This is a genomic window from Streptomyces sp. NPDC057623, from assembly GCF_042800355.1.
Taxonomy (GTDB): domain Bacteria; phylum Actinomycetota; class Actinomycetes; order Streptomycetales; family Streptomycetaceae; genus Streptomyces.
The window spans coordinates 39,260-51,979 of the sequence record NZ_JBHVGZ010000041.1; the positions used below are offsets into that span (position 1 = coordinate 39,260).

The following is a 12,720-nucleotide window of genomic DNA, read 5'->3' on the forward strand; positions in this document are numbered from 1 at the left end:
CGGCTCAGACCGCTTCCGCCGCGGGCACGGCGGGGTCGAACACCGTCACCACGCCGTCGGTGGACGTCACCGCCCCGCACGTGTCCGCGATCCACTCGAGCGCGAACTCATGGCTCCCGGCCGACGCGTCGGCGACGGCGTCCGCGACGACGAAGGGCTCCAGGTCCTGCACCCAGGCGTCGGCGGCGGTCATCAGCACGCCGACCCGGGCGAACAGGCCCGCGATCACGACCTGATCCCGCTTCAGGTCACGTAACCGGCTGTCCAGCCGGGTCCGGGCGAACGCGCTGTGCTTGCGGGCCGTGAGCACGGCGTCCCCGGTGCGCGGTTCGACCTGCTCGGCGAAGGCCTCGCCGTCCCGGTCGGCCGGCGCGCCGGACTGCCGTACGTACAGGGCGGGTCCGCGTTCCCCGGCGGGCACGGAGTGGATGACGGGCACGCCCGCGGTGTGGGCGGCGCTCACCAGCCGGTGTGTGTTCGCGAGGAGTTCGGCGGTCGGGGCGCCCTCCTGCTCCAGTACGCGCACGAAGCGCTTCTGTAAGTTGAGCACCACGAGCGCGGCCCGGCCCGCGTCGAGGGTCCACCCCGTGGTGTCGTCGGGCAGCATCGCGGGGGTCGGCATCACGTACGGAAAGAACGAGCCAGGCGTCATCTCGGGTTGCCCTTCGGTGAGTCGGGGCTGCATCGACATGCGGCTCCGCCGCGCCCCTGTTTAGGTTAGCCTCACCTAAGTTGGATGTCTTGTCGATGTCCGGTGAACCGGTGAACTCCGGTCACCCCAGGGCGCGGTCCAGGTTGAATGCCGCGCTGATCAGGGCGAGATGAGTGAACGCCTGGGGGAAGTTGCCCTGTTGCTCGCCCGTGTGACTGATCTCCTCGGCGTACAGGCCCAGATGGTTGGCGTACGTCAGCATCTTCTCGAAGGCCAGCCGCGCCTCGTCCACCCGGCCGGCCCGGACCATGGCCTCGACGTACCAGAACGAGCAGATGGAGAAGGTGCCCTCGTCCCCGCGCAGTCCGTCGGGGCTCGCCGTCGGGTCGTAGCGGTAGACCAGCGAGTCGGACACCAGGTCCTGGGTGAGGGCGTCCAGCGTGGACAGCCACTTGGGGTCGGTCGGCGCGATGAACTTCGTCAGCGGCATCATCAGCACGGCCGCGTCCAGTACGTCCCCGTCCTCGTGCTGCACGAAGGCATGGCGCCGCTCGGACCAGCCCCGGCTCATGATCCGCCGGTAAATCGTGTCCCGGCACGCCTGCCAGCGCGGCAGATCGGCGGGCAGCCCGCGCCGGTTGGCCATCCGGATGCCCCGTTCGATCGCCACCCAGCACATCAGCCGCGAGTACAGGAAGTTCTTCCGCCCGCCCCGGGTCTCCCAGACGCCCTCGTCGGGCTGGTCCCAGTGCTCGCACACCCAGTCCACCAGGCCGCACACATCGTCCCACTGGTCGCTGGAGACCGGCTTCGCCCACTTGTCGTAAAGGTAGATCGAGTCGACCAGCGCGCCGTAGATGTCCAGCTGGAGCTGGTCGGCGGCGGCGTTGCCGACGCGCACCGGGGCGGAGCCGAGGTGCCCCTCCAAGTGGCCGAGTTCGCGCTCGGGCAGGTCGGCGCGGCCGTCGATGCCGTACATGATCTGCAGCGGCCCGCTCTGGCAGCCGTCGCCCCGGCTGACGTGCTCGGTCAGGAAGTTCATGAACGCCTCGGCCTCACCCGTGAAGCCCAGCCGCAGCATCGCGTACACACAGAAGGCGGCGTCGCGCACCCACACGTACCGGTAGTCCCAGTTGCGTTCCCCGCCGATCTGCTCCGGCAGGCTCGTCGTCGGCGCGGCGACGATCGCGCCCGTGGGCGCGTAGGTCAGCAGCTTCAGGGTGAGGGCGGAGCGGTGCACCATCTCCCGCCAGCGGCCCCGGTACCTGGAGGCGGAAAGCCACTGCCGCCAGTACGCCACCGTGCTGTTGAACTGCTCCTCGGCCTCGGTCCGCGCGCACCGGCGCGGGGTGACCTCGGCGCCGAGCTGGTCCAGCGCGAACACCGCCGACTCGCCCTGGGAGAGCTTGAAGTCGGCGCGCACGTCCGGCCCGTCGGCCTCCAGCGGCATGGTCGCGGTCAGCCCGAGCGACAGCTTCTCCGACTCGAACACCGCGACGTCGCCCGCCATGCGCACGGTGTGCGGCCGGGACCCGTACTCGAAGCGCGGCGCGACCCGCGTACGGAACGGGATCGACCCGCGGACGCACACCACGCGCCGGATCAGCCGGTGCCGTTCGGAATCGGCCGAGCCGCCGTCCACCGGCATGAAGTCCTGCACCTCGCCGACACCGTCCTCGGTGAAGAACCTGGTGATCAGGACGTTCGTGTCGGGGAAGTAGAACTGCTTGGTCCTGGCCGGCACCGCCGCCGCCAGCTCGAAGCACCCGCCTTGCTCCGCGTCCAGGATCGCCGCGAAGACGCTCGGGGCGTCGAAGGCCGGGCAGCAGTACCAGTCGATCGTGCCGTCCGTCCCCACCAGGGCCACACTGCGCAGATCGCCGATCAGTCCGTGCTCGGCGATGGGCAGATAGCGCGACGCCGTGGGGACGTCCGTCTCGCTCGGGGTTGTGCTCATCGCAGCCTCCCTGGCCCGCCGTCGCCCTGGACCGCCGTGCGCCTCGCTCCCAGCGTAGGTGGAATCGGGCGGGCGAGGGCCGCGATCCGGGGCCGGGCCGTGTCCGCACGGTCCCGCCTGCCCGCGGCGCCCGGCACGACCTGGGACCGCGAGGGTTCAGACCGCGATGACCCGCAGACCAGCCTCCTCGAAGCGCCGTACGGTCTCGGGGGCGGCCGCCGTGTCCGTGACCAGCGTGTCCACCGTGTCGGCGGCGCAGATCCGGGCGAACGCCCGCTGCCCCAGCTTGCTGGAGTCGGCGGCCACCACCACCCGCTCGGCGCGCTCGCACAGCAGCCGGTTGATCGCCGCCTCCGCCTCGTCGTGCGCGGCCGCACCGTGCGTGACGTCGAAGGCGACGACGCCGAGGACCGCCACGTCGACGGTGATCTGGGACAGCACCCCGTCCGCGAGCGGCCCGATGAGCTCGTACGACTGCGGGCGCGCGACCCCGCCGGTGACCACGATCTTGAACTGCGGGCGGACGGCCAGCTCGTTGGCGATGTTGAGCGCGTTGGTGACGACGGTCAGCGCGGGCGTCCCGGACGTCAGATCGCCGCGCACGGCCAGGGCGCGCGCCACCTCGGTGGTCGTCGTACCGCCGGTCAGCCCGACGGCCTCGCCGGGCGCGATGAGGCCGGCCACCTCCTTGGCGATGCGCTGCTTCTCGGAGGCGTGCCGGGCCGTCTTGTAGCGCAGCGGCAGTTCGTACGACACTCCGTGCACGACGGCGCCGCCCCGGGTGCGCACGAGCATCTGCTGCTCGGCGAGCTGGTCGAAGTCGCGACGGATCGTGGCGGCCGAGACCTCCAGCTCGCCGGCCGCCTCCTCGACGTCCAGCCGGCCCCGCTCCACGAGCAGCTCCAGCAGCGCCTTCCAGCGGGCGTCGCGCGACATCCACCCTCCACTCCTCGATCTCCCGGCCGACCCTAGCGCACCCCTCCCCACCGCAATGCTTGATTCTGCTTGAAAGCTAGCGATATCTTGCAAGAACAATCACAGGCACTCCGTGATGTTCATCGGGAGCCCGAAGGGTGGCGGCATGACGCATGTCGAGGACGAGCTCAACAGCCAGCCCGCGTGCTGGACACGCGCCGCGGCCGAGGCGACCGGCCTCGGCGGGGCGCTGCCGGAACCGGGGGAGCGGGTCGCGGTCGTCGGCTGCGGGACGTCGTACTTCATGGCGCAGGCGTTCGCCGCGCTGCGCGAGGGATCGGGCCAGGGCGAGACGGACGCCTTCGCCGCGTCGGAGTTCCCGCACGGACGCGCGTACGACCGTGTCCTTGCCCTCTCCCGTTCCGGTACCACCACCGAAGTCCTGGACCTGCTGGGCGAGTTGAAGGGGCGGACACGTACCACGGCGATCACCGCCGACCCGGACACGCCCGTCATGACGGTCGCCGACGAGGTCGCCGTCCTCGACTACGCGGACGAGCGGTCCGTCGTCCAGACCCGGTTCGCGACCACCGCGCTCACCCTGCTCCGCGCCCACCTCGGACTGCACACCGACGCGGCCGTCACCGACGCCCGCACCGCGCTCACCGCGGACCTGCCCGAAGGGCTCGTGCGGTGCGGGCAGTTCACCTTCCTCGGCCGGGGCTGGACCGTGGGGCTGGCCAACGAGGCAGGACTGAAGATGCGCGAGGCGTCGCTGTCCTGGACCGAGGCGTACCCGGCGATGGAGTACCGGCACGGCCCGATCAGCATCACGACGAGCGGCACCGCCACCTGGATGTTCGGTGCGGCGCCCGAGGGGCTGGCCGACCAGGTCCGCGCCACCGGCGGACTGTGGATCGAGGGCCGCCTCGACCCCCTCGCCGAACTGGTCCGCGCCCAGCGACTCGCGGTCGCCGTGGCCGCGGCCCGCGGTCTCGACCCGGACCAGCCACGCCACCTCACCCGCTCGGTGATCCTCGCCCCGTGACGCGCCGCCCCGGGCGACCGGTCGCCCAGCCGCCCCGAGCAAGGACAGGAGAAAGGACCGGCCGTGCCCCTCGTGACCACCGGTGAGCTCGTCACCGGCGCAGCAGCAGCCCGTTCAGCCGTCGCCGCCTTCAACGTCATCACCCTGGAGCACGTCGAGGCCGTCATCGCCGGCGCGGAGTCGGTAGGTTCGCCCGTCGTCCTCCAGGTCAGCGAGAACGCCGTCAAGTTCCGCTACGGACGGCTCCTCCCGCTCGCCCGCGCGACCGTCACCGCCGCCGAACGCGCCGCCGTCCCCGTCGCGTTGCACCTCGACCACATCCAGAGCGACGACCTGCTGCGGCAGGCCCCGGACGCCGGGTTCAGCTCCGTGATGTACGACGCGGCCCGCCTGCCGTACACGGACAACCTCGCGGCGACCAAGGCGGCCGTCGACCGGGCGCATGCCCAAGGGCTGTGGATCGAGGCGGAGTTGGGGCGCCTGGGCGGAAAGAACGGTGAGCCGCCCCTCGACGCCCACGCCCCGGGCGCCCGCACCGACCCCGCCGAGGCGCACGCCTTCGTCGCGGACTCCGGCGTCGACGCCCTCGCCGTGGCCGTCGGCAGCTCCCACGCCATGACCACCCGCACCGCCACCCTCGACCACGACCTCCTCAAGCGCCTGGCCGCCACCCTGGACGTCCCCCTCGTCCTGCACGGATCCTCGGGTGTCCCCGACGGCGAGCTGAGGGCGGCGGTCGCGGGCGGCATCGCCAAGGTCAACGTCGGTACGGCCCTCAACATCGCCATGACGGGAGCGATCCGGGACTTCCTCGCCGCCCACCCCGAGGCGGTCGACTCACGCAAGTACCTGAGCGTCGGGCGGGAGGCGATGGTCCGGGCGGTGGCCGACATCATCGGGGTCCTGAGGGGGGCGTCGCAGCGGACATGGTGAGACCCTGGCGTCCTGACCCCGGGACGCCTATCTCCTGACGGCCCTCAGCACGACGAACTTCGGGTCGCCGGCGACGAGTTGACTGTTGCCGAACAGCCGCCGCAGCTTCACGTGGTAGCCGAGATGCCGGTTGCCGATCACCCACAGCTCGCCGCCCGGCCTGAGCGCGCGCTGTGCCCCCGTGAACATCCGCCAGGCCGTCGCGTCGGTCGTCGCCTGGTGCGAGTGGAAGGGCGGGTTGTTCAGGACGAGGTCCACGCTCCCGGCCGGCACACCCGCCAGCCCGTCCCCGACCCGGAACTCGGCGTGCCCCGGCACCCCGTTCGCCTTGTACGTCGCCTCCGCCGAGGCCACCGCCTGGAACGACTCGTCCACGAACAGCACCTCGGCCTGCGGGTTCGCCAGCGCCACCGCCGTACCGACGACGCCGTTGCCGCACCCGAGGTCCACCACCCGCCGGGCCCCCTCGCTGCCGGGCAGATGCCCCAGGAAGAACCGCGTGCCCACGTCGAGCCGGTCGGCACAGAAGACGCCCGCGTGATTGACGACCGCGCGCCCCGAGACGGCACCGATGCCGTTCGGGAGGTCGTAGGTGTACGGCCAGGGGTTCGCGGGCCGCTCCAGCGACGGATCGGGCGTGCAGAAGATCAGCCGGGCCTTCTTCTCGGCGAGCGAGGTGCGGGTCGGGCCGAGGATCCGCTCGAACAGCTGGAGCGTCGAGGTGTGGATCTCCTTCACCATCCCGGCGCCGACCACCACCGTGCCCTCGTGCACCGCGGGCGCCAGCCGCAGCAGCTGGTCCTCCAGCATCGCCAGGCTCTTCGGCACCCGCACGAGCAGCACGTCCACGCGTTCCGGTGGCGGGTCCTGCGAGGTCAGCAGCGCGACGCCGCCGGCTTCGACACCGCGCCGGGCGAGGTTGGCGCGGGTCGCCTCCTGAGCCAGGTAGGAGTCCGTGATCTGCACCGGCCCGTGCGCCGCGAGCGCCGTGACCAGGGCGCCCCAGCGGTCACCGACGACCACGACCGTGCCGGACAGCGGGATCTCCCGCTGCGCCAGGTGCCTCAGCAGGTACTCGTCGGAGGCGTCCCAGGCACGCAGCCTGTCGCGGGGGTCCTCGGGGAAACGGGTCAGGGCGAGCTCGCCCCAGGGCGTCGTCATACGGTCGTTCATCGTGCGTCCAGGCTAAGCGACCCCGGGGACGCTTCGAGCCGCAGCTCACGGCGGGTGGGGGAGGATGGGGTCATGGACGCCGAGCTGTTCCCCCGGGAGCGTACGGAGGTCGCACCGGGCGCGGTGCACGTGCCCGACTGGCTGGACCCGGAGCGTCAGCGCGAGCTGCTGGCGGCCTGCCGCGACTGGGCCCGCCCACCGGCCGGCCTGCGGACCGTGCGCACTCCCGGCGGCGGCACCATGACCGCACGGCAGGTCTGCCTGGGCTGGCACTGGTACCCCTACGCCTACGCCCGCACGGTCGTCGACGGCGACGGCGCCCCGGTGAAGCCGTTCCCCGAGTGGCTGGGTGACCTGGGGCGCCGCGCGGTGCGGGAGGCACGGGGCGAACCGGTGGCGCCGGACGAAGGGGAGGCGGCCTACGACATCGCCCTGATCAACTTCTACGACGGCGACGCCCGGATGGGCATGCACCGCGACAGCGACGAGAACTCGGACGCGCCCGTGGTGTCCCTGAGCCTCGGCGACACCTGCGTCTTCCGCTTCGGCAACCCCGAGGCCCGGACCCGGCCGTACACGGACGTCGAACTGCGCAGCGGTGACCTGTTCGTGTTCGGCGGCCCGGCACGGCTCGCCCACCACGGTGTGCCGAAGGTGCAGCCGGGCACCGCACCGCCGGAGTTGGGGCTGACCGGGCGGCTGAACATCACGCTCAGAGTGAGCGGCCGGTAGGCCGCCGCGGCTGCGGATCATGGGAGACTCGCCCTCATGAGCGGCAAGGCGGACCCCCGGGCGGCGGGGGAAGGGACCACCTCCAGGACGCGGCTGGACCGGGGGCGCGGCGCGCTCGGACCCGCGTTGGAGCTCGTACACACGGGGCGAGCCCCCACGCGCGCCGTCCTCACCGCCGAACTCGGGGTGACCCGGGCGACGGCGGGCGCGGTCGCCGCCGAGCTGGAGGCGCTGGGACTGATCCGGGTCGACGCCCGGCCCGGCGCGGCGGCGGGTTCGCAGGGGCGGCCCTCGCACCGGCTGGCGCTCGCCGAGGACGGCCCGGTCGTCCTCGCCGCCCAGGTGCACGCCGACGGGTTCCGGGCGGCGCTGGTCGGCCTCGGCGGCCGTATCGTCGCCACCGCGCCCGGCCGCCAGACGGTCGACGCCGATCCGGCGAAGGTCCTCGGCTCGGTGGTCGAGGCCGGCGCCGACCTCCTGCGCACGACGGGGCGACGGTGCGTCGGCGCGGGCCTGGCCGTCCCCTCCGCGGTCGCGGAACCGGACGGACTGGCGCTGAACCCCCTCCACCTCGCCTGGCCCGTGGGCGCGCCGGTGCGCCGTACCTTCACGGAGTGCGTGCGCGCGGCCGGGATCACCGGACCGGCCTTCGCCGCCAACGACGTCAACCTCGCCGCCCTCGCCGAGCACCGGCACGGCGCGGGCCGCGGGGCCCGCGACCTGCTGTGCGTGGCCACCGGGCACCGGGGCGTCGGCGGCGCGCTCGTGCTGGACGGCCGCCTGCACACCGGCAGTTCGGGTCTGGCCCTGGAGGTCGGCCACCTCACCGTGAACCCCGAGGGCAGAGCCTGCCACTGCGGCAGCCGGGGCTGCCTGGACGTCGAGGCCGACCCCCTGGCGCTCCTCACCGCGGCAGGCCGCGAGCCCGGTCCCGACGGCTCCCTGATCAAGCAGGCCAACGACCTGATCCGCACCCGGTACGACGACCCGACGGTCCGCACGGCCACCGAGGCCCTCATCGACCGACTCGGTCTGGGCCTGGCCGGCCTGGTCAACATCCTCAACCCGGACCGCATCATCCTCGGCGGCCTGCACCGCACCCTCCTCGACGCCGACCCCGACCGTCTGCGCGCCGTGGTCGCCGACCGCAGCCTGTGGGGCCAGAGCGGCGGCGTCCCGATCCTCGCCTGCACCCTCGACCACAGCAGCCTGGTCGGCGCCGCCGAGCTGGCCTGGCAGCCGGTGCTGGACGATCCGCTGGGGGCCCTCGCCTAGGAAGGGGGCCCGCCGAGGCCGACGACGACACGGGCGGTGCCGTCGACGGGCCGCTGGGCGGTGGACGTCTTGTCCGCTGCCGGGCGTGCAAGATCCTTTCGATTGGGCTGTCTTCTCCCGGCCGGGGCTGTGTCTGTCAGGGATGGATGCCGGTGGCTTGGGCGAGGAGGTGGGCGGCGGTGTGGTGGCGGCTGTGGGGGCGCAGCAGTTGGCGCATGGCGTCCAGGCTCCGGGTGGCGCGGGCGGAGTGCAGCAGGGGGTAGGTGTCGAGGAAGGCTTGCCAGTGCACCATGGCGGCATCGAGGTGGCCTTGGACGAGGAGGGTTTCGGCGAGGCGGGCTCTGGTGAGGGTGGCGGCGCGGCGTTCGTCGGTGGTGCGGTGTCTCAGTGAGGCGGTCAGAGCGTGGGTGGCCTCCTTGTGGTCGCCGAGTGTGGTGAGTGTCTGGGCGCGCTGGTAATGCAGGGCACCGGTGGAGTAGGTGGTGAAGGGCCCGGGCGTGTTGTGTGTTGTGTCGTTGAGGCGTTCGGCTGTGGTGAGCGTCCTCAGGGCGGCGTGCCGGTCGTGGTGGGCGCGCGTGACGGCGAGGTGTGTGTGGGTGTAGGCGCGCACCGCCAGGGGCGCGCGGCGAGTGGCGTCGGCGGCGCGTTCGGCGAGGTGGTGCACGGCTGGGGTGTGGTGGCCGAGCTCGTGGGCGTGGGCGGACAAGGCGCGCAGGGCGATGGCGAAGGCGGTCATGTCGTCGGCTTCGGCGGCCAGGTGGGCTGCGGTGCGGTAGCAGTGCTGGGCGAGCGCGTCGGCACCGCAGTCGGCGCTCATCAGGCCGAGGAGAGTCATTGACTGTGACGCATGGATGAGTAGTTGGCGTTGGATCACACCGGTTGCCGGGGCATGCAGCCAGCCGGTGACGCTGTGGTTGAGGTAGTAGTTCAGGACGGGCTGGACGTGGCCCGCGCCGTGGTCTTCGGCTGCTTGCGCAAAGAGGCGGCTCATGGTCTGCATGTGCTCGACCTCCGTACGCCCGACACGGCTGGTGCTCGATGGGGGAGCATGCCGTGTGGCTGTCGTTGGGCGGGCGAGGTCTGCCGCCTCCGGGACGGCGAGAGCGGTCAGGGTGAAGACGCCGGTGGCCAGGTGATGGCGACGGGTGGGGCCGGTGTCCGCGCTGGTGAGGACGGCCAGTTTGCGCAGCGGGTCGGCCTGCCAGGAAAGGTCACTCACGGCGGTACGGGCTGGAATGGAGGTCAGGCCGGCGTCGTATGCGGTGACAGGCCTGCCCAGCCTTCGGGCCAGTGCTTCGAGCAGGAAGGCCGGTGCGGGGGGCCGAGGTGTGGTGCCCGACAGCCAGCGGGAGACCGTTGACCGGCCGTAGGCCATCTGCTGTCCGTGTTCGACGGCTACCGCATTGACGGCGGCGGCGAGCTGAGCAGGACTCCAGCTGGCTGTCTCCATGAGGCGGCGCAGGCGGGTGTTGGGTGTTCTGGGCACGTTCTGCCTCTCTGGCGCCGGTCGGCCGGACCGGACCCGCCCGCTCTTCACAATGGTTCAAAGTTGCACCGGTTGCGGCGGACGCATCGCCTCGTCCCCCTGTGCGGCCCAGGCCACGGGTGGCTGTACTAGATCTACCCGGCAGCCGAGCCCTCCAAGAGCGGGCGTGGCCTGTTGCGTTCTGGCCATAGCTGCCCTGCCCGGAGAAGGTCCGGGACCTGCCGGCCGGAGAACCGGCGCCCGCGCCACCGTCGAGAACATGATCACAAGCCGGTGCCCAGAAGCCCTGACCCTGCTCGACAACACCCCCTTGCCGGCGTATGCCACCGCTTCCCTGCGGCAGATTGCCGCCCGGACCACGGAACGCACCTTGTGACTTCCCGTAACCGCGTCTCAGAGTTCTCCGCTTCCGACGAGTGCGACAGCGATGAAGCCGTCTCCCCCGCTGAGGATCGCCCGCACGTCGCTCTGCCTCGGGAGCCGGCTGCGCTCTCTCCTGGGCACAGGCGCATCAAGAGGCGCCGCGCCCCTGCCCCGGACGCGGCCGAGCGCGGCCTGACTTACCTCTTGGCCCATGTCGAAGGCAGGGGAATGCCTTCGGCCCAGTTGACTGCCGACCGCCTTTTCCGCAAGTGCTTCTCAGGTTCCGAGGCCCGTGCACACGTGCGGCGAGAGTTCGGCATCGACATCGGATTCACCCCGGGGGACGAAGCGTTCTCGGCCATGCTCGCCCTGTCCGTTCTGCCCCGACAGTGCCTGAGCCCCACGGCTGTCGACACACTCGTCCGGCAGGTCGAGAGCAGCCGTTGGCACAACAGGTTCCGCTTCTTTCCCGGTGTCGGACAATTCGCCGCCGATACCGACTGCACGGCTCACGCCACAAGCGGCCTGGCCGCGTATGACGCCATACCACGGCGCCAGCTGCACGCAATCGTGCAGGAACTCGCCGGAGCAACCGCCTCACATGTGCAGAACTCGGCCGGCGAAGGCCATCGCCACGACCCTCATACCGGGGTCATCATGGTGTATTGGGATGACGACGCCGAACCGGGTGCCCCACCTCGGGGACGCAAGTACGATCCGGTCGTCTGCGCCAATGCCCTCCACGCCATGAACCTGGCCCAGCCACCAGCCATCAGCCGGGACTTTTGCCGGGTCATGACGGCCACCTTGAACCACGTCAGAGGTCATCTCGTCTCCGGGCGCTATCTGCGCGGCACGCGCTACTACCCTTCGCCTGACGCCTTCCTTCACGCGGCTTCCCACCTGTGCCTCAACGCCATCACGCCCACGCCCCCGCTGCTCGAGGCGCTACGGGGCGCCTTTGTCCGGCGGGAGGCGTCCTTGACGGCCCAAGAGGTTACGGATCCGCTTCAGCTCGCCTTGCGCATCATCACGGCCGACAACCTCGCCATCGCCCACACGCAGGACGAGCGTCGCGCCACCCTTGCACGGCACCAACGAGACGACGGCTCCTGGCCTGCCCGCACCTACTACCGCTTCGGTCGCGTACCGCTCTACTTCGGCTCACCGCAGCTCAGCACCCTCTTCGCCGTCAAAGCGCTGCGCCCCGCTGATCCACCAAGGCTTACTTCCGCCGCCCATCCGGTCGACCGAACAGACGCGCCCTCGACAATTTCCGGAGAGCTGCAATGAACTCAGACCCCCTCGCCGATCACCTCATGATCAATCAGCGGCACCATGACCTCGCCCGGGAACTGCTTGCCTGGTCACTGCGGCTGTGCTCATGCGAGCGCGGCCCGTCCTGGCATGCCCGGGAAGTCTTCTACGCGACCGCATACGAAATCCGTTGCGCACCATCTGACGCCGCCCCGTGGGAGAGCCTGCTGTGCGCGAAGTACCTCGCCTTCTTCTTCAGCATGGACGACGGCGCCAAGGAAGAACTCGCCGACCTCGCGGACCAGTTGCACACCGGCCAGCCGGTGTCAGCCGGTGAACTCGGAGCCGTCTACAACGCGCTGCTCAGCGACATGCACGCGCAGGGCTTCCCTACCCTTCATCTCGAGGACACCCTCGCGGAGCTCTGCAGGGTCGCCGCCGCGGAGGCCCTGAACGATGTCCGCACCATGACATGGGAGCAGTTCCGTAGCCTGCGGCGGATCACGGTCGCCGCCATGCCGTACATCGTCTGCTGGAGGATGGTCCGCGGACTGCCGCTTCCCGAGCCGGGATCCACGGACGAGGGCCTCACCGAACGGACGCTCGAGGCGATCATCCTTGCCAGCGACTTGGCGAGCCTTGAGAAGGAGACCCTTGCCTCACCGCTCGACGAGTACGTGCCCTCCAACTGGGTGCGCTTTCACGCGCGCTTCACCGGAGACCTGGACCAGGCTGTCGACGCGGCCGTCGCCCGGTACAACGAGATCGTCGACGCCTTCACTCACGCTCCCCCTGGTCCCCTTGCATCGCTTCTGTTCAGCATCGTGGACGGCAACATAGACGCACACCTCGACCTGGCCCGGACGCGTTTCCCCGGTGCCGCCGAGAACCTGCGCCAACTCCGCCGCATCACCACAGACCTTCCCTGA

Annotated in this window: 11 protein-coding genes; 6 read left to right on the forward strand and 5 right to left on the reverse strand. The window is 71.2% G+C overall.

The features are described from left to right. Positions 1-4 precede the first annotated feature (4 nt). The 3 genes from ACFU95_RS32305 to ACFU95_RS32315 form a co-directional block, all read right to left on the reverse strand. Complete coding sequence (locus ACFU95_RS32305) at positions 5-691, reverse strand: isochorismatase family protein (protein ID WP_383834821.1); 687 nt, start codon at positions 689-691, stop codon at positions 5-7. Positions 692-773: 82 nt separating this feature from the next. Continuing rightward, positions 774-2,609, reverse strand: a complete 1,836-nt coding sequence (locus tag ACFU95_RS32310) for a glycoside hydrolase family 15 protein (protein ID WP_383834824.1) — start codon at positions 2,607-2,609, stop codon at positions 774-776. Positions 2,610-2,765: 156 nt separating this feature from the next. Beyond that, positions 2,766-3,545 (reverse strand): DeoR/GlpR family DNA-binding transcription regulator, encoded by a 780-nt coding sequence (locus ACFU95_RS32315; protein ID WP_383834827.1) that lies wholly within the window; start codon positions 3,543-3,545, stop codon positions 2,766-2,768. A gap of 145 nt (positions 3,546-3,690) precedes the next feature. On the opposite strand from ACFU95_RS32315, the gene ACFU95_RS32320 reads away from it, so the two are divergent. Then, entirely contained in the window at positions 3,691-4,572 is an 882-nt protein-coding gene (locus ACFU95_RS32320; RefSeq protein ID WP_383834829.1) for an SIS domain-containing protein, read from the forward strand. Between the two features lie 63 nt (positions 4,573-4,635). Further along, entirely contained in the window at positions 4,636-5,505 is an 870-nt protein-coding gene (locus ACFU95_RS32325) for a ketose-bisphosphate aldolase (RefSeq protein ID WP_383834832.1), read from the forward strand. A 27-nt stretch (positions 5,506-5,532) separates the two neighbouring features. On the opposite strand, the gene ACFU95_RS32330 is transcribed toward ACFU95_RS32325, so the two are convergent. Continuing rightward, the gene (locus ACFU95_RS32330) at positions 5,533-6,666 is read right to left on the reverse strand and encodes a methyltransferase (protein WP_383834941.1); all 1,134 of its coding nucleotides are present in this window, start codon (positions 6,664-6,666) and stop codon (positions 5,533-5,535) included. 84 nt (positions 6,667-6,750) lie between these two features. On the opposite strand from ACFU95_RS32330, the gene ACFU95_RS32335 reads away from it, so the two are divergent. Both ACFU95_RS32335 and ACFU95_RS32340 read left to right on the forward strand, forming a co-directional pair. Continuing rightward, the gene (locus ACFU95_RS32335) at positions 6,751-7,410 is read left to right on the forward strand and encodes an alpha-ketoglutarate-dependent dioxygenase AlkB family protein (RefSeq protein ID WP_383834834.1); all 660 of its coding nucleotides are present in this window, start codon (positions 6,751-6,753) and stop codon (positions 7,408-7,410) included. Between the two features lie 36 nt (positions 7,411-7,446). Next, the gene (locus ACFU95_RS32340; RefSeq protein WP_383834837.1) at positions 7,447-8,685 is read left to right on the forward strand and encodes an ROK family protein; all 1,239 of its coding nucleotides are present in this window, start codon (positions 7,447-7,449) and stop codon (positions 8,683-8,685) included. Positions 8,686-8,821: 136 nt separating this feature from the next. Here the strand turns inward: ACFU95_RS32340 and ACFU95_RS32345 are convergent, their stop codons facing one another. Continuing rightward, the gene (locus ACFU95_RS32345; RefSeq protein ID WP_383834840.1) at positions 8,822-10,171 is read right to left on the reverse strand and encodes a helix-turn-helix domain-containing protein; all 1,350 of its coding nucleotides are present in this window, start codon (positions 10,169-10,171) and stop codon (positions 8,822-8,824) included. A 591-nt stretch (positions 10,172-10,762) separates the two neighbouring features. On the opposite strand from ACFU95_RS32345, the gene ACFU95_RS32350 reads away from it, so the two are divergent. Further along, a complete protein-coding gene (locus ACFU95_RS32350; protein WP_383834843.1) occupies positions 10,763-11,827 on the forward strand; it encodes a hypothetical protein in 1,065 nt (354 codons plus the stop codon). Next, the gene (locus ACFU95_RS32355; RefSeq protein WP_383834845.1) at positions 11,824-12,720 is read left to right on the forward strand and encodes a terpene synthase family protein; all 897 of its coding nucleotides are present in this window, start codon (positions 11,824-11,826) and stop codon (positions 12,718-12,720) included. The genes ACFU95_RS32350 and ACFU95_RS32355 overlap by 4 nt, the downstream gene beginning before the upstream one ends.

Bases quoted from the DNA above. Each gene is read 5' to 3' on its own strand.
- ACFU95_RS32310 (WP_383834824.1), bottom strand. From the start codon at position 2,609: ATGAGCACAACCCCGAGCGAGACGGACGTCCCCACGGCGTCGCGCTAT.
- ACFU95_RS32320 (WP_383834829.1), top strand. From the start codon at position 3,691: ATGACGCATGTCGAGGACGAGCTCAACAGCCAGCCCGCGTGCTGGACA.
- ACFU95_RS32355 (WP_383834845.1), top strand. From the start codon at position 11,824: ATGAACTCAGACCCCCTCGCCGATCACCTCATGATCAATCAGCGGCAC.
- ACFU95_RS32330 (WP_383834941.1), bottom strand. From the start codon at position 6,666: ATGACGACGCCCTGGGGCGAGCTCGCCCTGACCCGTTTCCCCGAGGAC.
- ACFU95_RS32305 (WP_383834821.1), bottom strand. From the start codon at position 691: ATGTCGATGCAGCCCCGACTCACCGAAGGGCAACCCGAGATGACGCCT.
- ACFU95_RS32315 (WP_383834827.1), bottom strand. From the start codon at position 3,545: ATGTCGCGCGACGCCCGCTGGAAGGCGCTGCTGGAGCTGCTCGTGGAG.
- ACFU95_RS32350 (WP_383834843.1), top strand. From the start codon at position 10,763: ATGCCTTCGGCCCAGTTGACTGCCGACCGCCTTTTCCGCAAGTGCTTC.
- ACFU95_RS32340 (WP_383834837.1), top strand. From the start codon at position 7,447: ATGAGCGGCAAGGCGGACCCCCGGGCGGCGGGGGAAGGGACCACCTCC.
- ACFU95_RS32335 (WP_383834834.1), top strand. From the start codon at position 6,751: ATGGACGCCGAGCTGTTCCCCCGGGAGCGTACGGAGGTCGCACCGGGC.